The 23,392-nt window shown below is 70.4% G+C and carries 23 protein-coding genes; 7 read left to right on the top strand and 16 right to left on the bottom strand.

The window, feature by feature from the left end; genetic code table 11:
* Positions 1–9: 9 nt before the first annotated feature.
* The gene (locus AB0K21_RS01895) at positions 10–300 is read right to left on the bottom strand and encodes a DUF3017 domain-containing protein (protein ID WP_343968048.1); all 291 of its coding nucleotides are present in this window, start codon (positions 298–300) and stop codon (positions 10–12) included.
* A gap of 34 nt (positions 301–334) precedes the next feature.
* Positions 335–1,456 (bottom strand): citrate/2-methylcitrate synthase, encoded by a 1,122-nt coding sequence (locus tag AB0K21_RS01890; RefSeq protein WP_030912561.1) that lies wholly within the window; start codon positions 1,454–1,456, stop codon positions 335–337.
* Positions 1,457–1,637: 181 nt separating this feature from the next.
* Here AB0K21_RS01890 and AB0K21_RS01885 point away from each other — a divergent pair, with 181 nt between their 5' ends.
* Positions 1,638–2,291: an FHA domain-containing protein gene (locus AB0K21_RS01885; RefSeq protein ID WP_343968052.1), complete on the top strand. Its 654-nt coding sequence runs from the start codon at positions 1,638–1,640 to the stop codon at positions 2,289–2,291.
* Between the two features lie 213 nt (positions 2,292–2,504).
* Here AB0K21_RS01885 and AB0K21_RS01880 read toward each other — a convergent pair whose 3' ends face one another.
* From AB0K21_RS01880 to purN, 4 genes are all read right to left on the bottom strand, one after another.
* Positions 2,505–3,365: a bifunctional methylenetetrahydrofolate dehydrogenase/methenyltetrahydrofolate cyclohydrolase gene (locus tag AB0K21_RS01880; RefSeq protein ID WP_343968054.1), complete on the bottom strand. Its 861-nt coding sequence runs from the start codon at positions 3,363–3,365 to the stop codon at positions 2,505–2,507.
* A 13-nt stretch (positions 3,366–3,378) separates the two neighbouring features.
* Positions 3,379–3,561: a hypothetical protein gene (locus tag AB0K21_RS01875; protein ID WP_030912572.1), complete on the bottom strand. Its 183-nt coding sequence runs from the start codon at positions 3,559–3,561 to the stop codon at positions 3,379–3,381.
* A 152-nt stretch (positions 3,562–3,713) separates the two neighbouring features.
* Positions 3,714–5,258 (bottom strand): bifunctional phosphoribosylaminoimidazolecarboxamide formyltransferase/IMP cyclohydrolase, encoded by a 1,545-nt coding sequence (gene purH / locus AB0K21_RS01870; protein ID WP_343968057.1) that lies wholly within the window; start codon positions 5,256–5,258, stop codon positions 3,714–3,716.
* Between the two features lie 45 nt (positions 5,259–5,303).
* Entirely contained in the window at positions 5,304–5,924 is a 621-nt protein-coding gene (purN, locus tag AB0K21_RS01865; protein WP_343968059.1) for a phosphoribosylglycinamide formyltransferase, read from the bottom strand.
* A gap of 79 nt (positions 5,925–6,003) precedes the next feature.
* On the opposite strand from purN, the gene AB0K21_RS01860 reads away from it, so the two are divergent.
* Complete coding sequence (locus tag AB0K21_RS01860; protein ID WP_343968061.1) at positions 6,004–6,414, top strand: hypothetical protein; 411 nt, start codon at positions 6,004–6,006, stop codon at positions 6,412–6,414.
* 61 nt (positions 6,415–6,475) lie between these two features.
* Here AB0K21_RS01860 and AB0K21_RS01855 read toward each other — a convergent pair whose 3' ends face one another.
* The 4 genes from AB0K21_RS01855 to AB0K21_RS01840 all read right to left on the bottom strand — a co-directional run bounded on the left by AB0K21_RS01855 (position 6,476) and on the right by AB0K21_RS01840 (position 11,200).
* Positions 6,476–8,137 (bottom strand): DUF6350 family protein, encoded by a 1,662-nt coding sequence (locus AB0K21_RS01855; protein WP_343968063.1) that lies wholly within the window; start codon positions 8,135–8,137, stop codon positions 6,476–6,478.
* 335 nt (positions 8,138–8,472) lie between these two features.
* Positions 8,473–9,348, bottom strand: a complete 876-nt coding sequence (sucD, locus tag AB0K21_RS01850) for a succinate--CoA ligase subunit alpha (protein ID WP_343968065.1) — start codon at positions 9,346–9,348, stop codon at positions 8,473–8,475.
* On the bottom strand, positions 9,348–10,529 hold the full coding sequence (sucC, locus tag AB0K21_RS01845; RefSeq protein ID WP_343968067.1) for an ADP-forming succinate--CoA ligase subunit beta: 1,182 nt from the start codon (positions 10,527–10,529) through the stop codon (positions 9,348–9,350). The genes sucD and sucC overlap by 1 nt, the downstream gene beginning before the upstream one ends.
* Before the next feature lie 263 nt (positions 10,530–10,792).
* Positions 10,793–11,200 (bottom strand): cobalamin B12-binding domain-containing protein, encoded by a 408-nt coding sequence (locus AB0K21_RS01840; protein ID WP_343968069.1) that lies wholly within the window; start codon positions 11,198–11,200, stop codon positions 10,793–10,795.
* Between the two features lie 221 nt (positions 11,201–11,421).
* On the opposite strand from AB0K21_RS01840, the gene AB0K21_RS01835 reads away from it, so the two are divergent.
* The 3 genes from AB0K21_RS01835 (at position 11,422) to AB0K21_RS01825 (ending at position 14,525) form a co-directional block, all read left to right on the top strand.
* Positions 11,422–12,309: a hypothetical protein gene (locus tag AB0K21_RS01835; protein ID WP_364147046.1), complete on the top strand. Its 888-nt coding sequence runs from the start codon at positions 11,422–11,424 to the stop codon at positions 12,307–12,309.
* Between the two features lie 213 nt (positions 12,310–12,522).
* On the top strand, positions 12,523–13,413 hold the full coding sequence (locus tag AB0K21_RS01830; RefSeq protein ID WP_343968075.1) for a hypothetical protein: 891 nt from the start codon (positions 12,523–12,525) through the stop codon (positions 13,411–13,413).
* A 203-nt stretch (positions 13,414–13,616) separates the two neighbouring features.
* Positions 13,617–14,525: a hypothetical protein gene (locus AB0K21_RS01825; RefSeq protein ID WP_343968077.1), complete on the top strand. Its 909-nt coding sequence runs from the start codon at positions 13,617–13,619 to the stop codon at positions 14,523–14,525.
* Between the two features lie 77 nt (positions 14,526–14,602).
* On the opposite strand, the gene pcrA is transcribed toward AB0K21_RS01825, so the two are convergent.
* Positions 14,603–16,858 carry a DNA helicase PcrA gene (pcrA, locus tag AB0K21_RS01820; RefSeq protein ID WP_343968551.1) on the bottom strand — a complete coding sequence of 752 codons (2,256 nt, stop codon included), beginning with the start codon at positions 16,856–16,858 and terminating at the stop codon, positions 14,603–14,605.
* A gap of 125 nt (positions 16,859–16,983) precedes the next feature.
* Between pcrA and AB0K21_RS01815 the strand changes: the two genes are divergently transcribed.
* Entirely contained in the window at positions 16,984–17,703 is a 720-nt protein-coding gene (locus AB0K21_RS01815; protein WP_343968081.1) for a PIG-L deacetylase family protein, read from the top strand.
* A gap of 32 nt (positions 17,704–17,735) precedes the next feature.
* The gene (locus tag AB0K21_RS01810; RefSeq protein ID WP_343968084.1) at positions 17,736–18,497 is read left to right on the top strand and encodes an ABC transporter permease; all 762 of its coding nucleotides are present in this window, start codon (positions 17,736–17,738) and stop codon (positions 18,495–18,497) included.
* A 41-nt stretch (positions 18,498–18,538) separates the two neighbouring features.
* On the opposite strand, the gene AB0K21_RS01805 is transcribed toward AB0K21_RS01810, so the two are convergent.
* The 5 genes from AB0K21_RS01805 to AB0K21_RS01785 all read right to left on the bottom strand — a co-directional run bounded on the left by AB0K21_RS01805 (position 18,539) and on the right by AB0K21_RS01785 (position 23,325).
* Positions 18,539–19,318, bottom strand: coding sequence for a CPBP family intramembrane glutamic endopeptidase (locus AB0K21_RS01805; RefSeq protein WP_343968087.1), 780 nt, complete (start codon positions 19,316–19,318; stop codon positions 18,539–18,541).
* 98 nt (positions 19,319–19,416) lie between these two features.
* Positions 19,417–19,695, bottom strand: coding sequence for a WhiB family transcriptional regulator (locus AB0K21_RS01800; protein ID WP_343968089.1), 279 nt, complete (start codon positions 19,693–19,695; stop codon positions 19,417–19,419).
* A gap of 159 nt (positions 19,696–19,854) precedes the next feature.
* A complete protein-coding gene (locus AB0K21_RS01795) occupies positions 19,855–21,324 on the bottom strand; it encodes a glutamate--cysteine ligase (RefSeq protein ID WP_343968091.1) in 1,470 nt (489 codons plus the stop codon).
* A 47-nt stretch (positions 21,325–21,371) separates the two neighbouring features.
* Entirely contained in the window at positions 21,372–22,010 is a 639-nt protein-coding gene (locus AB0K21_RS01790) for a response regulator transcription factor (protein ID WP_030912624.1), read from the bottom strand.
* Positions 22,011–22,110: 100 nt separating this feature from the next.
* Positions 22,111–23,325, bottom strand: coding sequence for a PspC domain-containing protein (locus AB0K21_RS01785; protein ID WP_343968094.1), 1,215 nt, complete (start codon positions 23,323–23,325; stop codon positions 22,111–22,113).
* Positions 23,326–23,392: the final 67 nt, after the last annotated feature.

The following is a 23,392-nucleotide window of genomic DNA, read 5'->3' as shown; positions in this document are numbered from 1 at the left end:
TCCTCCGACCTATCGCATCGGCATGAGAGCCGGGAATTCGAGGATCAGCCCGCCCGCCATCAGGGCGATTCCGAGAACGGCGAGGGTGAGGGCGTCCGTGGCCTTGCGGCGTACGGCGAGCCGCCCACCCCCGGCCAGCCGGGCCAGTGCCCCCAGCGTCATGACGGCACCGAGGGCGAAACCGCCCCACTCGGGCATGTCCAGCAGCACCGCGAAGACCATCGCGGTGGCCGCACCGGCCACCACCAGCGGATACGGTCCCCAACGTTCCTCGCTCGCGTTCACCGCTCGCGCGTTCATCGACCCACCCTCCGCTCTCGCCTCTGATTCCGACTCATCGCTCGGCGATCGGCTTCCACTTCTGGTCCCGCTCGCCGATGTACTCGCTGTCCGGGCGGATCAGCCGGTTGTCGGCGTGCTGCTCGATGACGTGTGCGGTCCATCCTGACATGCGGCTGACCGAGAAGACCGGGGTGAACAGGTCCGTCGGGATGCCGAGGTAGTGGTAGACCGTCGCCGCGTAGAAGTCGACGTTCGGATAGAGGCCCTTGGTCTCGAAGACGACCTCCTCCATCTCCTTCGACATCCGGTAGTACGTGTCGTCACCGGACGCCTCGCCGAGTTCCCGCGACATCTGGCGCAGGTGCGTGGCGCGCGGGTCCTCGGTCTTGTAGACCCGGTGCCCGAAGCCCATGATCTTCTCGCCCGCGGCGAGCCTGTCGCGTACCGACTGGGCGACGGCGCCCGCGTCGAGCGACTCCAGGGTGCGCATGACCTGCTCGTTGGCGCCGCCGTGCAGGGGGCCCTTGAGGGTGCCGATGGCCGCCACGATGGCCGAGTGCATGTCGGACAGGGTCGCGGCGCAGACCCGGGCGGCGAACGTGGAGGCGTTCATCGTGTGGTCGGCGTGCAGGACCAGGCAGGTGTCGAAGATCTCGACCTCGCGCTCACCGGGGGTACGGCCGGTGATCTGGAGGAGGAAGTTCGCCGCCACGCTCAGGGAGGGGTCCGGGGCGGGGATGACCGCACCGGTCCTGGCCGCGTGGTAGCGGGCGACGAGGAGCGGCTGCTGCGCGGTCAGCCTGGCGGCCTTGCGCAGGTTCGCCTCGGGGGCGTTGGAGTCCTTGTCCGGATCATCGCCTCCGGCCAGCGAGACCAGCGTGCGCAGCGCCTCCATCGGGGCCTGTCTCTCCGCGATCTCCGAGATGTTGGCCTCGACGAGCGTGCCGAGCGTACGCCCTCGAACCAGCTCCTCCCCGTACGCCGAGAGCTGTTCCCGGGTGGGAAGCGTGCCGTACTGCAGCAGGTGCGCGGTCTCTTCGAAGGTGGTGCGGCCGGCCAGATCGTGGATGTCGTAGCCACGATAGAAGAGGCGACCGGCCTGACCGTCGATGTCGCTGAGCGCTGTGGACGCGGCTACGACATCGGCGAGACCTTTGGTGGGCTTGTCCGCCATGAGTGTTTCCTCCGCTTATCTGTGCCCAAAGTCTACCTGTGAGCAGCGGAAACCCTCCCGAGAGGTCCAGGCCAATTTCAGGAATGATTCTCCTTCTGGCAAAGGCGATTCCCCATCACCTCGTTTGGGTAAGCCGGAGCTGTAGGAATAGTTACGGCGGGCTACCTGGGGAGGAACTGCCGTGGAGGGGCCGTTCATACGCATCGAGGACACCGGCGAGGTGGTCCCGTTGCGCCCCGAGATCACAACGATCGGACGTGGCCGTGGAGTGGACATCCGGCTGACCGATCCGAGTGTGTCCCGGCTGCACGCGGAATTCGTCCGGCGCGGACCCTACCTGTATGTCGTTGATCTGGGCCTGTCCCGCAACGGCACTCGGGTCAACGGCCGGCCGATCGCCCGGAGGGTGCTTGACGACGGTGACGTGGTGTCCTTCGGCGCGGCACGAGGCAGGATCGGCGGAGTGCCTCGCGAGGACTTCGCCCCGGAGGTCGAGCTCCGCCGCGCCGCGGCACCGGAGCTGACCAGGCGGGAGGTGGACGTCCTGACGTCGCTCTGCCGTCCGGCGCTGTCGGACGAGGCGTTCGTCGCACCGGCCACGGCCAGGGAGATCGCCGACGACCTGGTGGTGACGGAGGCGGCCGTCAAGCAGCACCTCCTGCGTCTCTACCAGAAGTTCCGGATCCCCGAGGGGACCAACCGGCGCACCAGGCTGGCGAACGAGGTCGTCGCCCTGGGGCTGGTGAGGCCCACCCCCGTGGTGCCCTCGCAGCGCGCGACCGGTGCTCCGGAGTCCCAGACCGCGGCCACCGCCGCGAACCGCAGGGCGTCGTAGCCGGGCCGCCCGGCAGACCGGCGCCACCCGGTAACCGGTCCCACCCCGGGACCGGCCACCCGGGGAGATCGGCCTGCCCGGTGAGGTGCTCTCGGTGGGGCCTGCTCAGGCAGGCCTGCTCGGTGGGGCCTGTCCCGCGAGGCCGACCTCGTGAGATCGGCCTCGTGAGATCGGCCCTGCGAGGCCGGCCTGTGAGATCGCCCGCCCGCGGGGTCAGCCCCGCTCGCGGGCGCGCCTCTCCGCGGCCTCGACCACGTTGGTGAGCAGCATGGCCCGGGTCATCGGGCCCACACCGCCGGGGTTGGGGGTGAGGAAGCCCGCGACCTCCTCGACGCCGGGGGCGACGTCACCGGCGATCTTCCCGTCGACCCGGGAGACGCCGACGTCCAGCACGGCGGCGCCCGGCTTCACCATGTCCGCGGTGATCAGATGCGGCACCCCGGCCGCGGCGACGACGATGTCGGCGCGCCTGGTGTGGGCCGCGAGGTCCTGGGTGCCGGTGTGGCAGAGGGTGACCGTGGCGTTCTCCGAGCGGCGGGTCAGCAACAGGCCGAGCGAGCGGCCCACGGTGATACCGCGGCCGACCACGACGACCTCCGCCCCCTTGAGCGGCACCCCGTACTCCTGCAGGAGCACGACGATGCCGTACGGCGTGCAGGGCAGCGGTGCGTCGACCATGTGGACCAGACGGCCCAGATTGGCCGGGTGGAGGCCGTCGGCGTCCTTCGCCGGGTCCATCCGCTCGATCAGCGCCTGCGTGTCGAGGTGACGGGGCAGCGGGAGCTGGACGATGTAGCCGGTGCACTCCTCGGAGGCGTTGAGCTCGTCGACGACCGCCTCGACCTCGGCCTGGCCGGCGTTCTCCGGCAGGTCCCTGCGGAGGGAGGAGATGCCGACCTCCGCGCAGTCGCGGTGCTTGCCCGCCACGTAGATCTGGCTGCCCGGGTCCTCTCCCACCAGAACCGTGCCGAGCCCGGGGACGATGCCCTGCTCCTTCAGCGCGGCCACCCGCGCCGCGAGGTCTGCCTTGATCTTTGCCGCTGTGGCCTTGCCGTCGAGAATCCGCGCACTCATACCGCTAAGCCTCTCACGAGGACGAACCGCGCTCCGCTTCCCTCCGCTCGATGATCCTGCGGGTGAAGGGGATCCACTCCACGACCCGCCCGCCGAGATAGGCCGCGCCGAGCGCGATGATGATCATCATCAGTGGGCTGCCCCAGAAGCCCTGCATGATCACGAAGGCGTGCAGGGCATGGTCGAGCAGTGGCATGAGGGGTCTCCGCGGCAGGAACGAAAAGGGATGCTTCAGACTAACCGCAGGCCAAACCTTTTTCGCCCAAGTAATTCTGTCTAATTGGCCACTCTCTTATCTCCCGGGCACGGCTGCCGCACAGGTGCGGCAGCCGTGCCCGGGAGCGGAGATCAGTGGAAGAAGTGACGGGTGCCGGTGAAGTAGAGGGTCACTCCCGCCGCCTCGGCCGCGGCGACGACCTCCTCGTCCCTGATCGAGCCGCCCGGCTCCACGACCGCCTTCACTCCCGCGTCGATGAGGATCTGCAGGCCGTCGGCGAAGGGGAAGAACGCGTCGGAGGCCGCCACGGCCCCCTGGACGCGCTCGCCCGCCCGGGAGACCGCGAGCCGTGCCGAGTCGACCCGGTTGACCTGGCCCATGCCGACGCCCACGCTCGCACCGTCCGCGGCCAGCAGGATCGCGTTGGACTTCACCGAGCGGCACGCCCTCCAGGCGAAGGCCAGGTCCGCGAGGACCTCGTCGGAGGCGGCGGGCCCCGCCTTCAGTTCCCAGGTGGACGGGTCGTCGCCCGGGGCGTCGACCCGGTCGGCGTTCTGCACCAGCAGGCCGCCGTCGATCCGGCGGAACTCCAGCGGGTTGGACGGCCCCCGCGGGCAGGCCAGCAGCCGGATGTTCTTCTTCCCGGTGAGCTGCGCCAGCGCCTCGGCCGTGTAGGAGGGGGCCACCACGACCTCGGTGAACACCTCGGCGATCTGGCGGGCCAGCTCCTCGGTCACCTCCGCGTTGACCGCGATCACGCCGCCGTACGCCGAGACGGGGTCGCAGGCGTGTGCCTTGCGGTGCGCCTCGGCGACGTCGGCGCCGACCGCGACGCCGCACGGGTTCTGGTGCTTGATGATCGCCACGGCGGGCCCGTCGAAGTCCCACGCCGCCCGCCAGGCGGCGTCGGCGTCCAGGTAGTTGTTGTAGGACATCTCCTTGCCGTGCAGCTGCTCGGCGTCCGCCAGGCCGGCTTTCCGGCTGGAGTACAGGGCCGCGCCCTGGTGCGGGTTCTCGCCGTAGCGCAGCGGCGACTTGAGCTCCCAGGCCGCGCCCAGGTAACCCGGCCACACGCCGTCCTCGGCCGCGTAGACGTCCGCGAACCAGGTGGCCACCGCGGTGTCGTAGGCGGCGGTGTGCGCGTACGCGGCGGCGGCCAGACGGCGGCGCTCGGTGAGGGTGAAGCCGCCCGCGGCGACCGCGGCGAGCACGTCACCGTAGGAGGCCGGGTCGACCACGACCGCGGCGGTGCCGTGGTTCTTGGCCCCGGCCCGGATCATCGCGGGGCCGCCGATGTCGATCTGCTCCACGCACTCGGCGTCGGAGGCACCGGAGGCCACGGTCTCCTGGAACGGGTAGAGGTTGACCACCACCAGCTCGAACGGCTCGATCTCCAGCTCTTCGAGCTGCTTGACGTGGGAGGGGTTGCCGCCGTCGGCCAGCAGGCCGGCGTGCACGCGCGGGTGCAGCGTCTTGACCCGGCCGTCGAGGCACTCGGGGAAACCGGTCAGCGACTCGACGGGAGTGACGGGGACGCCGAAAGAGGTGATCCTCGCGGCGGTGCCCCCGGTGGAGACGATCTCCACCCCCGCGGCGTCGAGGCCACGGGCCAACTCCTCCAGCCCGCTCTTGTCATACACCGCGATCAACGCGCGCCGGATGGCGATGCGGGTCACTTCGTGCTCCTCCTGGTTGGTTCCGGTTTCTCCGGGGCGCCCGGCTCATCCACCGGGTCGTCCGAATCGAACAGTCCTGCCGGTGACGGTCCAGCCCTCGCGGGCCATCCGGCCGACGGTGTCGACGAGCAGATGACGCTCGACGGACTTGATGCGCTCGTGCAGTGCCGCCTCGTCGTCGTCGTCCAGCACGGGCACGGCCTCCTGGGCGATGATCGGCCCGGTGTCGACGCCCGCGTCGGCGAGCATCACGGTGCAGCCGGTGACGCGCACGCCGTACGAGAGCGCGTCGCGCACACCGTGCGCGCCCGGGAAGGAGGGCAGCAGCGCGGGATGGGTGTTGAGGACCGGGAAGGCCTCCAGTGTCGGCTTGCCGAGAATCCTCATGAACCCCGCGCAGACCACGAGGTCCGGCCGGTACGCCGCGATGTGGGCGGCGAGTGCCCGATCCCAGTCCTCCCGGGTGGGGTGGTCGGCCACCCGCTCCACGAAGGTCGGCACCCCCGCGCGCCGCGCGCGGGCCAGCCCCTCGACACCGTCGCGATCGGCGCCCACGGCCACCACGCTGGCGCCGTAGGTCTCGTCTGCCACAGCGTCCAGAAGGGCCTGTAGGTTGGTTCCAGAACCGGACACGAGGACCACAAGCCGAACGGCCTGGGATGACACCGACGCACTCCATTCGGACGGGGACTCACGCCGCTGCAAGGGTATCGGCCTGTCCGCACGAACGATGCAAGGAGGTCAGGTGACACTGCCGGTCCAGGTACGGCCCACCGAGAGCGCCGGTCGAAGGGCCCTGTGGCTCGCGGTCACCGCGGTGGTGATGACGTTGGTGCTCCCCCTCGCGGGAGTCGTCATGGCGATTTTCGCTCTTGTCACCTCAATCCGTGCGATCCCCGCGCTGCGTTCCATCCCCAAACCCGTCGGCACCGCCGTGGCGGGCATCGTGCTCTCCGCCGGGGCGCTGCTGGTGTCGACCGGGGTGACCGCGATGCAGTTCTACTTCGGCGACGAACTGGCCGCCTACACCGAGTGCGGCAAGGGAGCGGGCACCGTCTCGGCGCAGAACGAGTGCGTGGAGCGGCTTGAGCGGGCCATGGAGAAGAAGATGCCCTTCGTCCAGCCCGGCCAGCTGCAGTTTCCCTTCCCTCCCTGAGCGGGCCGCCTGAGCGAGACGTCCGGGACGAGGCGGCCGGGCGCGTGATCCGCGACGGCGCTCAGTCGCGGTCCCAGGCGTAGGGGTCGACGTAGATCACATGGCCGCCCTTGTCGTCGGTCTCGTCGACGATGTCACGCCGGGGCGGGCGCGGCGGCTCGGGGCGGTGGGCCTTCGGCGGGCTCTCCGCGGCGGCCGAGGCGTGCTCGTCCTCCCAGTCGTCCCTGATGACCGGGATCGGCTGGGTGTCGCACTCCGTGGCGTCCAGCCAGTGACCGGGGAGCTTGCGGAGCTCCTCCGACTCCGCGAAACCGACCTTGCTGGCCACCGAGCCGGCAGCCTTGGCGATCTTGACTCCGGCCTTGCGGACCGGCGCGGTGGCCGTGCCGACCCTGGCCGCCGCCTTGGTGACCGCCGCGTTGTGCCCTCGGAAGATCAGCCACCAGTTGGCCAGCCCGGCGGCGATCCCCGCCGCGACCCCCACCTCCAGCGTCACCGAGAGCATCACCTCCCACCCCCCCGGTCCCACCGCGGACAGCCTCGCGCCACCGAGCGGGCCACCGGAGAGCGCCGCCAGCAGACCCGCCACCGCCCCGGTCGCCAGCCCGCAGGCGAACCCCCACAGCGGTGCTCCCTCGTACGAAGGGGAGGGCGAGATCCGGACGACCAGGACGCCCGCCACCGCGCCGGCCAGGAAAGGCACCGCGATCACGACCATCACCCAGGCGGGGGTCGGGCCCGCCTCCGGCAGCGCGCCCAGGATCGGCAGGCTCGGCACCGTGCCCAGTTGCACGCCCGTCGGCGCGACCAGCGTGCCGGTGCCGACCGCGAAACCGGGGCCCGCGATGTAGGCCATGCCCCAGATGACGGCGTTGAGCAGGTAGAGCCCCTGGATCAGCAGGAGCAGCAGTCCGCCGACGAACCCCGGGGAAAGGATCCCGGACAGCTCCCCGACCTGCCCGAAGTTGACCGCGACGGCCCCGAGCACCATGACGGCGCCCGCCACAAGCATGATCATCAGTGCGGCGGACGTGCCGACCACCACCGAGCGCAGTCGCTCGGGCAGCAGGCGCAGCATCGATCGCCAGGGCCCGATCGTCCTGGCGACGGCCACGGAGCCCGCGATGAAGGCCAGCACCAGGTGGCTGACCAGCACCTCGCCGAGGAAGGGCTGGGTGATCTCGTTTCTGGCGACCAGCGCGATGATCCCGGCCAGCAGCGCGTACGGCGCCGCCAGCGAGATGCCCGCCTGGGCGATCAGGATCAGCTGTGCCCTGCGGCGGGCGTTGGACACCTCCTTGGGGGTGTTCTTGGGCAGCCGGGCGGGCAGCCGGAGCCGCAGGTCCGCGTCCCTGGCCATCCACATCCCGGCGCGGTACAGCAGGAAGGCGGGCAGGACCGTCAGTCCGAGCGGGAGCAGGCCCACCGAGCCGCCGGGGATCGCGAAGCCCGCGTGGTGCGCGGCCAGCCAGAGCTGCGAGGCGGTACGGAACACCGCGGGCAGACCGGACCCGAGCGCGCCGCGCGGTGCGGCGATCCAGCCGACCAGGGTGAGCGTGGTGAGCACCGCCAGCCCCACGCCGAGCGTCCAGGCGGCCGCGAGCATCCCGGAGACGGGAAGCGGCCGGCGGACGTCGTCGTCGTCACCCGTGAGGCCGGGCAGGGGGATACGGCTGAGGACGTTTCGGGGAGCCGTCCGGAGCTGATCGAAGAGGGCCGTCACAGTAGTCGATGGTCTCAGGATCTTCGGTGCGGAAGAGACTTCCGCGCCCCGCGTGTCGCGGACGGCGTGACAGAAGCGGCCTGTGGTATCCCGGCGAGGCCGGTCCGGGACACCCCGCGCGCCGCGCACGGTCCTCCCCGCGCCATCCCGGCGGTCACCGGTACGGGAGACCGGACATCGGTGACGTCCGGGACGGCGAAGGGCGCCCGGCGGGATGCCGGGCGCCCTCGGTCGTACTCGGTGCGGCGGAACCCGCGCGAGGCGACGGGGGCGCCGCCGGATCGCGCGGCACCGTGCCGCGTTCGCTCATCCGGGACCCGCGTCCCGGAGCCCCGCTAGAGGGACTGGACGACCTCGCGCATCAGGCGGGCGGTCTCGCTCGGGGTCTTGCCGACGCGGACGCCGACCTTCTCCAGAGCGTCCTTCTTGGCCTGGGCGGTACCGGCCGAGCCGGACACGATCGCGCCCGCGTGACCCATGGTCTTGCCCTCGGGAGCGGTGAAGCCCGCCACGTAGGCGACGACCGGCTTGGTGACGTGCTGCTCGATGTAGGCGGCCGCGCGCTCCTCGGCGTCGCCGCCGATCTCGCCGATCATCACGATCGCGTCGGTGCCCGGGTCGTCCTGGAATGCCTGCAGCGCGTCGATGTGCGTGGTGCCGATGACCGGGTCGCCGCCGATGCCCACCGCGCTGGAGAAGCCGATGTCACGCAGCTCGTACATGAGCTGGTAGGTCAGCGTGCCCGACTTCGAGACCAGGCCGATGCGACCGGCGCTGGTGATGTCGGCCGGGATGATGCCCGCGTTGGAGGCGCCGGGCGAGGCGATGCCGGGGCAGTTCGGCCCGATGATGCGGGTCTTGCCGCCCTTGGCGACCGCGTAGGCCCAGAACTCGGTGGTGTCGTGGATCGGGACACCCTCGGTGATGACCACGCAGAGCGGGATCTCGGCGTCGATGGCCTCCTTGACGGCGTCCTTGGTGAACGCCGGGGGCACGAAGACGACCGACACGTCGGCGCCGGTCTCCTTCATGGCCTCGGCGACGGTGCCGAAGACGGGCAGGCCCTCGTGGACGGTGCCGGCCTTGCGGGCGTTGACACCGCCGACGACGGCGGCACCGGAGGCGAGCATGCGGCGGGTGTGCTTGGTGCCCTCACCGCCGGTCATGCCCTGAACGATGATCTTGCTGTTCTCGGTCAGCCAGATGGCCATTACGCACCTACCGCGGCGAGTTCGGCGGCGCGCTTGGCCGCATCGTCCATGGTGTCCACCAGTTCGACGCCGGACAACTTGGCGTCGGAGAGAATCTGACGCCCGAGTTCGGCGTTGTTGCCGTCCAGCCGGACGACCAGCGGGCGGCTCACGGCCTCGCCGCGGGACTCCAGCAGCTGGAAGGCCGAGACGATGCCGTTGGCGACCGCGTCACAGGCGGTGATGCCGCCGAAGACGTTGACGAAGATCGACTTCACCGCGGGGTCGGAGATGATGATCTCCAGGCCGGCCGCCATCACCTCGGCCGAGGCGCCGCCGCCGATGTCGAGGAAGTTGGCGGGCTTGGGCCGGCCGGGGAAGGCCTCGCCGGCGTAGGCGACGACGTCCAGGGTCGACATGACCAGACCCGCACCGTTGCCGATGATGCCGACGGAGCCGTCGAGCTTGACGTAGTTGAGGTCCTTGGCCTTGGCCGCGGCCTCCAGCGGGTCCTCGGCTGCCTTGTCCTCAAGCGCCGCGTGGTCCTGCTGGCGGAAGGAGGCGTTGTCGTCGAGGGTGACCTTGCCGTCGAGGGCCTTCACCTGACCGTCCGCGGACAGGATCATCGGGTTGACCTCGACGAGCGAGGCGTCCTCGTCGACGAAGGCGCACCAGAGCTTCTCGATGAGGTCGGCGGCGCCGTCGAGCGACGCCTCCGGCAGGCCGCCGGCCTGGGCGATCTCGCGGGCCTTGGCCCGGTCGACGCCGTCCAGGGGGGAGATCGGAACCTGCGCCACCTTCTCGGGGTTGGTGTGCGCGACCTCTTCGATCTCCATGCCGCCCGCGGCGGAGCAGATGGCGAGGAACGTGCGGTTCGCGCGGTCGAGCAGGAAGGAGAAGTAGTACTCCTCCGCGATCGCGCTGGCCTCCTCGACCAGGACCTTGTGGACCGTGTGGCCCTTGATGTCCATGCCGAGGATGTCGGTGGCCTTGCTTGCGGCGTCGGCGGCGTCGTCCGCCACCTTCACGCCACCGGCCTTGCCGCGGCCACCGGTCTTGACCTGGGCCTTGACGACGACACGGCCGGTCAGCTGCTCGGCTGCCGCCCGTGCCTCCTCCACGGTGTGCGCGACGATACCGCGCGGCACCGGGATGCCGTACTCCGCGAAGAGCTCCTTCGCCTGATGTTCGAACAGGTCCACGAGGGTCCGTCCTTGCTTGTCCGGCTGGTGTATAGATCTGAGTGGGCCGGCTCCACGATCGAAGGGGGAGCGCGGCGGTTTTGCGCCAATGAAGCGTAGCCCGCCTCATGGCATGGCCAGGTAACCGGGTCCCAGATCGCGCGTCCCGAATGTTGTTCGCGTCGCCGTCACCGGACCGGTGTGGCCTGGCCGTCCGTGGAAAGAGCCACCGGCGAGAGGGGGCGCGGGGCGTCCCGAACCTTGTCGGAACTCGTCGGATCTCGTCAGACGGGCGAGGGGATCGCGCTCCGCACCCAGCCGACGATCTCCTGGGTGGTGGCGCCCGGAGTGAAGATCCGCGCGACGCCCATCTCCTGGAGCGCGGGTATGTCGGCCTCGGGGATGATCCCGCCGCCGAACACCACGATGTCGCTCGCGTCGTTCTCCCTCAGCAGCTCCAGCACCCTGGCGAAGAGCGTCATGTGCGCGCCGGACAGGATGGACAGCCCGATCGCCGCGGCGTCCTCCTGGATCGCGGTGCGCACCACCTGCTCCGGAGTCTGGTGCAGGCCCGTGTAGACGACCTCCATCCCGGCGTCCCGAAGCGCCCTCGCCACGATCTTCACCCCTCTGTCATGGCCGTCCAGCCCCGGCTTGGCGATGACGACGCGGATCCTCGGCACGGCGTCCATCCAGATCTCCTCCTCCGCGCTCTCCTCGCGACGTGGGAGCTGTCCACAGGGTAAGCCGGAGCCTTCCCGTCATTCCGCATTTCGCTCCCTCGGCGAGCGGTCCCGCCTGTCGTACGGCTCAAACTCGCGCAATCCGTGGGCGCGAGTTGTTGGTGCGCGCCATAGCCCGCGGGCCGGGGGTTGGCTAGCTTGGCGGATCTTGACTCCTGGGGAGGAATCCGATGAGACGGTGGGTCACTCTGCTCGCGGTCGTACTGGCCGGTTCGGTGCTGCCCATGTCGGCGGCGGAGGCGGGAACGGCGAGTGCCGGGGTCGCGGAAGCGGCACCGCCGCCGTCTCCGGTGACGAGGCTGAGGCAGCAGTTCGGCGAGCACACGGGGCTGCGGATCTCCGACGTCGGGCGCGTCTATCGGGGCGGCAAGGCGGTGGTCACCATCTGGCGCAAGGGCCGGGTGGAGTTCGACGAGGCCGGGGTGTACGGCACGGACACCGTCGGACGGACCGAGTTGGGCAGAGGGGTCGTGAAGGAGCTGGAGTGGCAGCTCGGCCAGCGGCTCGGCTCGACCCGGGTGATCTGTTTCCCGAACGAGGCGTACCTCTCCGGGCCCGGCTACGAGACGTGGCTGCCCGAGGGGAAGACCTGGCTCGGGCTGATCGGCCCGGCGAACATCAAGCAGACCGCCGCCCTGCCGCAGATCGTCAACATCTTCGAACCCGCCACCCTGGGCACGCTGCTGTCCCACACCGCCGTACGCAAGAAGTCGCGTTCGGGCACGTTCCTGCAGGGCGCCGTGACGCTGCGCACGCTCTACAAGGCCTCCCCCTCGCTCCGCGACAGGCTGGCCGGGCCGCCCAAGGGCAGGAGCGCCAGGGTCCCGGTCGGCTTCAGGCTCTGGCTGGACCGCTCGAACCTGGTCCGCAGGCTGAGCACCACCTGGCGGCAGCCGCTCAGCGGCGGTCCCGGCAAGTACACGACCACGGTCGTGGACACCCGCTACACCGGCTGGGGCTCGTCCGTCACCCTCGTTCCGCCGCCTCCCGAGGACACCGCCGACGCCGGCCGGGTCGGCGCCGACTTCCCCGAGCCGGCGGTCCTGCCGATCGGCTGAATCGCGAAAAAACAAATCCGACGGTCCGCGATTGGCCGGAAGCAAAATATCCGCGCCGACCCGCCCGGCGCTCGGGGAGATGTCTCTGCACGAAATATGCACGTTTAATTCAAGGTAATCCGCCAACTGCGCTACCCTTTCGTGATCTTGCACAGCGAGAGTGTGTCATCCCCTCCCCGACGGGGCGGAGGGGGCAGTCAGGAGGATTTTCCTTTGAAGCGACACATCGCCGGACTGGCGTGCGCCGTAACGGCCGTACTCGGCGTTCCGGCGCTGGCATCGACCGCGCACGCACAGGCCGCCGATCCGATCACCGCACTGAAGGGTCAGCTCAAAAACGGCCTTGGCGTCACCTACATCGACACCTTGAAGAGGCAGGACGGCTCCAAGAACGCGATTGCCGGCCACCGTAGGGGTGAATTGCAGTTCGGCACCTCCGGGATCAGCGCGTCGGACCACACCACCCAGCTGCGTTTCGATGAGGACACCTTCGCATTCAGCACCGGAGAAGACGGCACCGAGGAAACCGAGGAGCAGAAGAAGTTCAGCAAGCTGCTCGCCGGACTGGCCGAGCCCGAACGAGTCGTCCGGGTCGAGAAAAAGGCGTACCTCTCAGGCGGGGCCTTTGGTCAGTTCCTGCCGCAGGACAAGCCCTGGCTCGGGTACCCGGGGGACACGCTCGGCGTGACCGGCTCGATGGGCCAGGTCATCAACGCCGCCGAGCCCGCGACCCTCAAGACCCTCCTCGCGCACGCCACGGTCAAGAAGCCGGCCGCCTACGCCGGGAAGATCACTTTCGGTGAGCTGCAGAAGGTCTCGCCGTGGTTCCGCGCGTCACAGGATGGGGAGAAGCTCTCCGGCGAACGGGCCAAGACCACGATCAAGTGGAAGCTGTACCTGAACGCCGACCGGCTCCCCGCGAGACTGGCGACCTCGTACTCGGAGTTCTCGAGTGGGCCGACCTGGACCGTCGACACCCGCTACACCAACTGGGGCTCGAAAGTCACGATCGACGCCCCGCCGGCCGACCAGGTCGCCACGGTGAAGGAACTGCAGGCGGGCTTCGAGGCCGACACGCCCATCCCCCTGCTGACCGTCAAGTGATCCTTCCTCGCTGATCACACCCGGCGCCGGACGGTCGTGCCCGGCAGGCTTCACCTGCCGGGCACGACCGCGTTTCACCCACCGGACGCCGGTTCCCCTCCGCCGCACAGGGCCCGGCGATTCTTGATCCGATATTTCGGCATATAGGGAAGAATCTTCTTCCCCCTCCGCGACGACGCGAGGACACCTACGGGAGGACCCCTATGAGGCGAACGATCGCCGCCCTGACCGGCGCCACCGTGGCGGCCCTGATGGTTCCCGCGCTGGTGACCGCCGCCCCGGCGAGCGCCCAGACCGCGAAGACCGCTCAGGCCGCGAAGTCCGACCCGGTCTCGGCACTGAAGCGCCAGTTCAGAACCCACCGGGGCGTGAAGCTCACCGAGAACACGAAGATCGTCGGTGCGGGCAAGAAGCAGCGGGCGATCTTCACCAGGCGCAACGGCGTGCTGGAGTTCGGCAGGTCGGGTCTGGTCGCCTCGGATCTGACCACCAAGTTCAACCTGCCCACCCAGGACGGCGAGCTCAAGGGCCTGTTCACCCCGTCGCGGACGATCTCGCTGAAGGGCGTCTCCTACACCTCGGGCGGCATCTTCGCCGACTCCATGCCCGAGGGTAAGAAGTGGCTGCGGGGCCGCGGCGACTCCCTTTCACTGGTCAGCGCCGTCCAGCAGATCATCAGCACCGTCGAGCCGGGAACGCTGAAGGCGACCCTGGCCCACACCGGCGCCAGACGCCCCGGCGGGACCTGGGACGGCACCCGGACCACCGTCCACTCGGGCACGATCACGCTGGGCGAGCTCTTCAAGGTCTCCCCCTCGGTACGCGCGATGCTGGGCGCGAAGCCCACCGGCAGGTCCGCCACCCTCCCGGTGACCTGGAAGATCTACATCGGCTCCGACCAGCTGGTCCGCCGGGTCGTGTCGTCGTACACCGAGTCCACCCGGGGCCTCAACAGCACCGAGCTGACCTACGTCAACGACACCCGCTACACCGGCTGGGGCACCAAGGTCACCGTCAAGGCGCCGCCCGCCGGCCAGGTGGCCGACTTCGACGAGCTCACCGTCGGCGCCGACCAGCCCGAGGACCCCATCAGGGAGCTCCTCACGAACTGATCCGGGGATCGGAACGCGGTAAGGGCACGGCGGCCCTTACCGCGAGCCCGGAACCGGTGGAACCGGCCCCGGAGACCTCAGAGTTTCTCCAGTTGTTTCGCGTACGCCAGCAGCAGGACCTTCTCCCCCACTCCGCCGCCGAAATCGATCTTGGCCTTGGTCTTCTCCGCGACGCCGTCCACGGACACCACGGTGCCCAGGCCGAACTTGTCGTGGGTGACCCGGTCGCCGGGGGCCAGGTTGGGGATCTGCCTGCCCTCGGACTTCCTGACCGGGGCGGGGCGGGAGTCGCGGCGGGTGGCGGCGCTCCAGGCGCTCTTCTCCGGGTTGCCGCGCCACTCGACCAGATCGGCCGGGATCTCCGCGACGAACCGGGAGGCCGGATTGAACGCGGGCGAACCCCAGGAGCTGCGGACGGCGGCCCGGGAGACGTAGAGGCGCTGCTCGGCACGGGTGATGCCGACGTAGGCCAGGCGGCGCTCCTCCTCCAGCTCCTTCGGCTCGCCGAGCGAGCGCATGTGCGGGAAGACCCCGTCCTCCATTCCGGTGAGGAACACCACCGGGAACTCAAGTCCCTTGGCGGTGTGCAGCGTCATCAGCGTCACCACCCCCTGGCCCCCGTCGGCCGCCGGGATCTGGTCGGCATCGGCGACCAGGGAGATCTGCTCCAGGAACTCCACCAGCGTGCCCTCGGGGTTGGCCTCCTCGAACTCGGAGGCGACCGAGATCATCTCGTCCAGGTTCTCCAGGCGGCTCTCGTCCTGCGGGTCGTTGGAGGCGGTGAGCTCCAGACGGTATCCGGTGCTCGCCAGCACCTCCTGGGCCAGCTGTGAGGGCGACAGGTCGTCGGCCTTCACCATCAGCTCGTCCATCAGGGCGACGAACTCGGCGATGGCCTTGAGCGAACGGGTGGCCATGCCCGGCGCGTCGTCCGCCCGGCGGAGCGCCTCCCAGTAGGGGATCCGCTCCCTGCCCGCGAACGCCTCGACCATCGCCTCGGCCCGCTCGCCGATGCCGCGCTTGGGCACGTTGAGGATGCGGCGCAGCGACACCACGTCGTTCGGGTTGGACAGGAAGCGCAGGTAGGCCAGCAGGTCGCGGACCTCCTTGCGCTCGTAGAAGCGCACCCCGCCCACCACCTTGTACGGCAGGCCGGTCCTGATGAAGATCTCCTCGAACACCCGGGAGGCGGCGTTGGTCCGGTAGAACACGGCGACCTGGCCGGGCACCACGTCCTCGTGGTCGGTGAGCCTGTCGACCTCCTGGGCGACGAACATCGCCTCGTCGTGCTCGTTGTCGGCGACATAGCCGATGATCTTCGCCCCGGCCCCCTGGTCGGACCAGAGGTTCTTGGGTTTACGGCTCTCGTTGCGCGAGATCACCGCGTTGGCGGCGGACAGGATCGTCTGGGTGGAGCGGTAGTTCTGCTCCAGCAGGATCGTCCTGGCCTCCGGGTAGTCGCGTTCGAACTCCAGGATGTTGCGGATCGTCGCACCGCGGAAGGCGTAGATCGACTGGTCGGCGTCGCCCACCACGCACAGCTCGGCCGGAGCGACATGCCCCTCCCTGACCAGGTCTCCGTCGGCGGTGCGCAGCTCGGGACGGCCCGCGAGCTCGCGGATCAGGGTGTACTGCGCGTGGTTGGTGTCCTGGTACTCGTCGACCATGATGTGGCGCCAGCGGAGCCGGTAGTGCTCGGCCACCTCGGGGAAGATCTGGAACAGCGTCACCGTCAGCATGATGAGGTCGTCGAAGTCCATCGCTCCAGCCTCGGTGAGCTTCTGCTGGTAGTTGCGGTACGCCTCGGCGAGTTTGCGCTCCAGGTGGGTGGAGGCCTGGGCGGCCGCCGTCTCGTAGTCGATCAGCTCGTTCTTGAAGTTGCTGACCTGGGCGGAGAAGGACCTCGGCGGGTAACGCTTGGGATCGAGGTCCATCTCGCGGCAGACCATCGCCATCAGGCGTTGCGAGTCGGCCTGGTCGTAGATGGAGAAGCCCGAGGGGAAGCCCAGGCGCTTGGCCTCGCGGCGCAGGATCCGCACGCAGGCGCTGTGGAAGGTCATCACCCACATCGCCGCCGAACGCGGGCCGATGAGCCTGTCGACCCGGTCCTTCATCTCCCGCGCGGCCTTGTTGGTGAAGGTGATCGCCAGGATCTCCTGCGGCTGCACACCCCGCTCGCCCAGCAGATAGGCGATGCGGTGGGTCAGCACCCGGGTCTTGCCGGAACCCGCTCCCGCGACGATGAGCAGGGGGCTGCCGTGGTGCACGACGGCCTCGCGCTGCTGAGGGTTGAGCCCGTCGAGCAACGGGTGGGTCAGAGAGGAGGCTGGGATCGACACGTCCCCTAGGTTAGAACGACCGGCCGACAACCGGGTCCAACGGTGGTAAAGGAATGTGGGCGGACCCCGCCGCGGTTGTCACGATCGAACGTACGCGGAAAAGACGGAAGGGCGTCCCCATGCTGTCCGAAGACGAGATCAGCCGCGTACTCGCGGTCACCGCGCACCCCGACGACGTCGACTTCGCCGCCGCGGGCTCGATCGCGCTGTTCACCGAGCGGGGCGTCGAGGTGACGTACTGCGTGGTCACCGACGGCGACGCGGGCGGCTTCGATCGCGAGCTGGACAACGGCGGCATGGCCGAGCTCCGCCGCGCCGAGCAGTCAGGCGCCGCCAAGGCCGTCGGTGTGACCGATGTGCGCTACCTCGGCTACCACGACGGGACCGTGGTGCAGAGCCTGGAGTTGCGGCGTGACATCACCCGGGTCATCCGCCAGGTCAAGCCCGACCTGGTGATCACCCACAGCCCCGAGCGCAACCACCGGTTCATCGCCCCCAGCCACCCCGACCACCGCGCGGTCGGCGGCTGCGCCCTCGACGCCGTCTACCCCGACGCGCGCAATCCCTACGCCTTCCCCTCGCTGCTGCTCGACGAGGGCCTTGAGGCGTGGACCGTCCGCGAGGTCTGGTTGAACGGCGGCCCGGCGACCGACCACCACGTGGACATCACCGACACCTTCGACCGCAAACTGGCCGCGCTGCGTGCCCACGTCAGCCAGGTCGGCCACCTGGAGGACTTCGAGGGCTTCCTGCGGGACCGCTTCTCCCAGCGGGCCGTCGAGGCGGGCTTCGGCGAGGGCCGCTACGTCGAGTCCTTCCAGCGGGTCCCCACCGCCTGACCTCGCCCGAGGCCACCGGGACCCCGCGCCCCTTGAACACCGTCGACCTGTCGTTCGCCACCGCCGCCGTCATCGTCCTGCTGGCCGTCGGGGCCGCCGCCGTCGCCTGGTCCGGCCGTCTCGGGCACGCGTCCGGGATGCTCACGGCCTGCCTGCGCGCCGCCGTCCAGCTCGTCGCGGTCTCGCTGGTCATCGTGTGGGCGGTCCAGCGGGCGTCCGCGGTGGCGCTCTTCGTGCTGGTCATGTACGGGGTGGCGAGCCTGACCGCGGGACGCAGGATCACCTCGGGCCGCGCCGCCTGGTGGGCCGCGGTGCCCATCGCGGCCGGGGCCCTGCCGGTGCTGGCGCTGCTGTTCGGCGGCGGCATCGTCCCGCCGCAGGGCATCACGCTGATCCCGATCGCGGGCATCCTGCTCGGCGGGTGCCTGACGGCCACGGCGCTCGCGGGACGGCGGGCCCTGGACGAGCTCGCCCACCGGCGGGGCGAGGTGGAGGCGGCGCTCGCCCTGGGCTTCTCGGACCGGGACGCGGCGCTGGAGATCTGCCGGCCGCCCGCGGCGCAGGCCCTGGTGCCCGCGCTGGACCAGACGAGGACCGTGGGCCTGGTCACGCTGCCCGGTGCCTTCGTCGGGATGCTGCTGGGCGGGGCCGAACCGCTCCAGGCCGGAGTGGTACAGCTCGTCGTGCTGGTCGCGCTGCTGGCCGCGGAGGCGGTGGCCGTGGTCGTCACGATCGAACTCGCCGCCCGCGGCCGCTTCGGCACCCACCGGCCGCCGTCCGGCGCGCACCCGTGAGCCGTCCCGGCGACCGGGCGGGCGGAGGAGGTGAGGGTGGGTCAGCGGTTCGGGGCGGGAACCTCCCGGGACGCCGGGTCCGGCGGGGCCAGGCGGGCGAACAGGTAGCCCAGGGAGTTGGTCGCGACGTGGAACATCGCGGGCGCGGCCAGGCCGCCCCGCCTGTGCAGCTCGGTGAAGAGCGCCCCGGCCAGGCCCGTCGCGACCACGGAACCGGCCACGACGCGCGCCGGCCGCCGGCCGCGCGCGCCGGAGCCACGGCCGGGAGCCTCCCCGGAGGCCAGCCGGCTCAGGGCGGGGTTGGCGGCCGCCATGTCCACGGCGGGGAGGACGTGCCAGAGGCCGAAAAGGATCGAGGAGACGGCGGTCGCCGCACCGTGGCCGTGGGAACGGGCCACGATGGCGTGCACCACCCCGCGGAAGCCGACCTCCTCCAGCAGTACGGTGCCGACCGGCACCTGGATCAGCGCCTCCTCCAGCGCGCGGGCGCGGGAGAGCGACAGGGCGCGCTCGTCGCGGAAGAAGCGACGGGTGGCCGGGACCGCCACGCCCGCGGCGTAGGCCCCCGCCACGGCGGCGGCGAGCGCGCCACCGATCCGCAGGCCCCGCGAACGCCGGTGGAACCCCAGCTCGGACCAGGAGATCCCGGCGCGGCGGGCCAGCACGAGCAGCGCGCCGGTGGCCGCGGCCGAGGTCAGCGGTGCCAGCCTCGGCGCCAGGCGGTTGTTGAGCACGTTGGCCCCCACCAGCACCGCCACCGCCCCCGCCGACACCCCCGGGGGAAGCCCGGCACCGGTGTCCCGCGTCGGCTCCCGCTCCACCCCTGCGCCCCCTCGGACCTCGGTTCCACACCCCCGCGTGCCGAGGCGGCGTCCTTCCGCCCGAGCCCGCGGAGATCCCGTTCGAATCCGGTTCGAGGCTACGCGACCGAGGCCGGATCCGTGGCGGCCTGGCGCCAGCCGACCGGGAAGCGCAGGCCGCGGCGTTCCTTCACGGTCAGGCCGCCCCAGATCCCCTCGGGCTCGGCCGCCCGGACCGCGTACGCCCGGCACTCCTTGAGGACCGGGCACCGCTTGCAGACCGCCTTCGCCCGCGCCTCCTGCTCGGCCGACTGGGTCAGCGGAAAGAACAGCTCGGGATCGCTGGTGCGGCAGGCACCTCGCGCGGCCCAGCCGATCTCCTCGACCATTGCCCGCATGTCATCACCCCCTGGTGGCTCGCCCTCAGACTAGGTGGATCGCGGCGTCGGGACATCAACCTCTCGGCGGATTCACGCGTACTCATCTCGATGGACCGGGGAGAACGGTCTCCTTTTCCGCCGAGGTCCGGGCTCGCCGCCCCCTGGGAAGCGGTGCGGTCAGAGGGTCGGCCAGCCGTGGACCGGCTCGTTGGTGTGCATGTTCGCCATGTAGCGCAGGGTCATCCGGCGCAGCGCCTCGTGTCTTTCGAGGTCGCCGAGCGCGTTCACCGCGTCGATCTGCCAGCTCGCCCCGGTCCTGCCCGTCAGGCAGCGCCGCTCGACGATCCCCAGCAGCCGGTCCCTGACGGCGGGGGCCACGCCCCACAGGTCGAGCCCCTCGTGGGCGAGTGGCAGCAGGCGGCGCAGGATCAGCTCCGAGGCGGTCACCTCGCCGAGTCCCGGCCAAAAAAGCCTGGCGTCCAGGCCGTGCCGGGCGGCGGCGTGCAGGTTGTCCCTGGCCGTGGCGAACGACATGCGCGTCCACACCGGGCGTTCGGCGTAGGGGAGGACGCCCATCAGCCCGTAGTAGAACACCGCGTTGGCGACGATGTCGGCCACCGAGGGGCCCGCGGGCAGCACCCGGTTCTCCACCCGCAGGTGCGGAATGCCGTCCACCACCGCGTAGACCGGCCGGTTCCACCGGTAGACGGTGCCGTTGTGCAGGGTCAGCTCGCCGAGCTGGGGAGTGATCCCGCGCGTCAGCTCCTCGCGCGGGTCGGCCTCGTCGCACAGGGGCAGCAGTGCGGGGAAGTAGCGGGCGTTCTCCTCGAAGAGATCGAAGACCGAGGTGATCCACCGCTCGCCGAACCACACCCTGGGCCGCACCCCCTGTACCTGCAGCTCCACCGGGCGGGTGTCGGTGGCCTGCTCGAACAGCGGGATCCTGGTCTCCTGCCAGAGCCTGCGGCCGAACAGGAACGGCGAGTTGGCCGCCACGGCCACCTGCGGGCCCGCGACGGCCTGGGCGGCGTTCCAGTTGGCGGCGAACGTCTCCGGGCTGACCTGGAGATGGAGCTGAAGGCTCGTGCAGGCGGCCTCGGGGGTGATGCTGTCGGCGTAGGTCTCCAGGCGCTCCTCCCCCTCGATCGACAGGTGCATGTCCTCGCCCCTGGCCGCGAAGATCTGCTCGTTGAGCAGTTTGTAGCGGGGGTTGGCCGACAGGGTGCCCTCGTGGACGTCGCTCTCCCGCAGCGTGGGCAGGATGCCGACCATCATCATGTGCCCGCCGACGGTACGGGCCCGTGCCTCGGCGTGGTTGAGGCGATCCCTGATCACCTTCTCCAGCCGGACCGCGCCCTCCTGCTCCAGGGACTCGGGCAGGACGTTGATCTCCACGTTGAACTGGCCGAGCTCGGTGGCCCAGTCGGGTTGGGCGATGGCCTCCAGCACCTCGGCGTTCTTCATGGCGGCCTCGCCACGGTCGTCCACGAGGTTCAGTTCGATCTCCAGCCCGGCCCTGGGCCGGTCGAACTCGAACCTGGACTCGTGGAGCATCTGCGCGAGGACGTCAAGGCACCGGCGGACCTTGTCCCGGTAGCGCCGCCGGTCCTCGCGACTGAACACCATCGCAGGTACGTCGCGTCCCATACTTCGCAGAGTCGCACATAAGTCACTGCTCGTACAGGATTGACCGGTCAGACCAGGCGTCGCGCCGTGGCCCAGCGGGAGAGCTCGTGACGGTTGGAGAGCTGGAGCTTGCGCAGCACCGACGAGACATGGGTCTCCACGGTCTTCACCGAGATGAACAGCTCCTTGGCGATCTCCTTGTAGGCGTACCCCCTGGCGATCAACCGCAGCACCTCGCGCTCGCGCTGGGTCAGCGAGTCGAGCTCGGGGTCGATCGGCGGGGCCTCGCTGGAGGCGAACGCGTCCAGCACGAACCCGGCCAGCCTCGGGGAGAAGACCGCGTCCCCGTCGGCCACCCTGCGGATGGCGTCGGTGAGCTCGCGCCCGCTGATGTTCTTGGTCACATAGCCCCGGGCACCGCCCCGGATCACGCCGATGACGTCCTCGGCGGCGTCGGAGACCGACAGGGCGAGGAAGCGGACCGTGGAGCCGGCGCCGAGGACCCGGCGCAGTACCTCCTGGCCACCGCCACCGGGCATGTGCACGTCGAGGAGGACCACGTCGGGCCCCAGTTCGGCGATCGCCCTGACCGCGGACTCCACGTCCTCGGCCTCCCCGATCACCTCGATGGAGTCGCCCAGCTCGGCCCGGACACCGGAGCGGAACAGCCGGTGGTCGTCGACGATCAGGACCTTCACCGTGCTCATCGGGCCTCTCCCACCGGTCGCGTCCGTCCGCCGTCGCACCGCGCGGCCCGGCCGACGGCCCGCTCTGTCGTGGCTCGCTCTGTCGTGGCTCGCTCGCTACTCACGCCTTCTCCAGCTTCATGGTCAACATCACTTCCGTACCCTCGCCGGGCTCGGTCCGCACCCGGGCGCCGCCCCCGTGGCGCTCCATCCTGCCGATAATCGACTGGCGGATACCCATACGATCCTCGGGCACGTCCTCCATGTCGAACCCGACCCCTCGATCCCTGACGAAGATGGTGACCTCCTCCGGCTCCGCCTCGGCGTAGACGGAGATGACCTCGGACCCGGAGTACTTCGCGGCGTTGACCATGGCCTGCCTCGCGGCCTGCACCATCGCGGACAGCTCGGGGGTCAGCGGGCAGTCGCCCACGCAGACGACCTCGATCGGCACCCCGTGCGCGTCCTCCTCCTCGGCCGCCACCCGCCGCACGGCCGCGGCCACCGACGCGTCGGCGTCCTGCTGGGGCTGGTAGAGCCAGTTGCGCAGCTCCCGCTCCTGGGAGCGGGCGAGCCTCATCACCTCGCGCGAGTCGGAGGCGTTGCGCTGGATGAGGGTCAGCGTGTGCAGCACCGAGTCGTGGACGTGGGCGGCCACCTCGGCGCGCTCCTCCTGCCGGATGCGCTCGCGGCGCTCGCGCTGCAGTTCCTTCCACAGGGCCGCCAGCCAGGGGGCCGCGATCAGCGCGACACCGCCCACGACCACCAGCGTGAACATGATGCCGGACCGGGCCTCGACCAGCTCGTCGTTGGCCACCAGGAAGCCGATCGCGCCGACCATGACGAGCACCAGCCCGGCGACGGTGCGGACCCGGTTCTGGCGGACCTGTCCGACGGTGGTGGTCATCCAGCGCTGCCGTCGGTCCGGATCCGCCTGCTGCCACAGGATCAGCGAGCCGATGCCGCCCACCGCGATCGGCCAGGCCCCGATCCCGGCCCCCGAGGTTCCGGTGAGCAGGCCCAAGGCCAGCAGCGCCAGCCCGATCGCGGTGTACGCGGCGAGCTGGCTCCAGTCCCTGGCGGGTTCCCTGCCCTCGTACGGCTCGCTCGGGGTGAACATCCACAGGGCTGCGTACGCCACGGCTCCGAACCCGTCCAGGACGGTGAGCAGCACGAAGGCCAGCCGCAGCACGACCGGGTCGAGCCGTAGCTGGGCGGCGGCCCCCTGGGCCACCCCGGCCACCAGCCGCCCCTCCGCCGGCCTCATCAGCCGAGGTAAAGGCGCGTCTTCGGAGGTCACGGGTGCCGTGTCATGAATTGTCGTTCGGTCAGCCATATCGTCAGCATCGTCACACGAACCACCATGTCGGCGCATCAGGCGTTCCCCTGAAGCGACCCTGAGA

It is taken from the genome of Streptosporangium sp. NPDC049248 (assembly GCF_040678965.1).
GTDB lineage: Bacteria > Actinomycetota > Actinomycetes > Streptosporangiales > Streptosporangiaceae > Streptosporangium > Streptosporangium fukuiense.
This window is presented reverse-complemented; position numbering and strand designations above follow the sequence as displayed.

Excerpts from the sequence above, each read along its gene's own strand:
- AB0K21_RS01895 (WP_343968048.1), bottom strand. The coding sequence starts at position 300 with ATGAACGCGCGAGCGGTGAACGCGAGCGAGGAACGTTGGGGACCGTAT.
- AB0K21_RS01890 (WP_030912561.1), bottom strand. The coding sequence starts at position 1,456 with ATGGCGGACAAGCCCACCAAAGGTCTCGCCGATGTCGTAGCCGCGTCC.
- AB0K21_RS01880 (WP_343968054.1), bottom strand. The coding sequence starts at position 3,365 with ATGAGTGCGCGGATTCTCGACGGCAAGGCCACAGCGGCAAAGATCAAG.
- AB0K21_RS01875 (WP_030912572.1), bottom strand. The coding sequence starts at position 3,561 with ATGCCACTGCTCGACCATGCCCTGCACGCCTTCGTGATCATGCAGGGC.
- sucD (WP_343968065.1), bottom strand. The coding sequence starts at position 9,348 with ATGGCCATCTGGCTGACCGAGAACAGCAAGATCATCGTTCAGGGCATG.
- AB0K21_RS01840 (WP_343968069.1), bottom strand. The coding sequence starts at position 11,200 with ATGGACGCCGTGCCGAGGATCCGCGTCGTCATCGCCAAGCCGGGGCTG.
- AB0K21_RS01835 (WP_364147046.1), top strand. The coding sequence starts at position 11,422 with ATGAGACGGTGGGTCACTCTGCTCGCGGTCGTACTGGCCGGTTCGGTG.
- AB0K21_RS01825 (WP_343968077.1), top strand. The coding sequence starts at position 13,617 with ATGAGGCGAACGATCGCCGCCCTGACCGGCGCCACCGTGGCGGCCCTG.
- AB0K21_RS01815 (WP_343968081.1), top strand. The coding sequence starts at position 16,984 with ATGCTGTCCGAAGACGAGATCAGCCGCGTACTCGCGGTCACCGCGCAC.
- AB0K21_RS01800 (WP_343968089.1), bottom strand. The coding sequence starts at position 19,695 with ATGCGGGCAATGGTCGAGGAGATCGGCTGGGCCGCGCGAGGTGCCTGC.
- AB0K21_RS01795 (WP_343968091.1), bottom strand. The coding sequence starts at position 21,324 with ATGGGACGCGACGTACCTGCGATGGTGTTCAGTCGCGAGGACCGGCGG.
- AB0K21_RS01790 (WP_030912624.1), bottom strand. The coding sequence starts at position 22,010 with ATGAGCACGGTGAAGGTCCTGATCGTCGACGACCACCGGCTGTTCCGC.
- AB0K21_RS01785 (WP_343968094.1), bottom strand. The coding sequence starts at position 23,325 with ATGGCTGACCGAACGACAATTCATGACACGGCACCCGTGACCTCCGAA.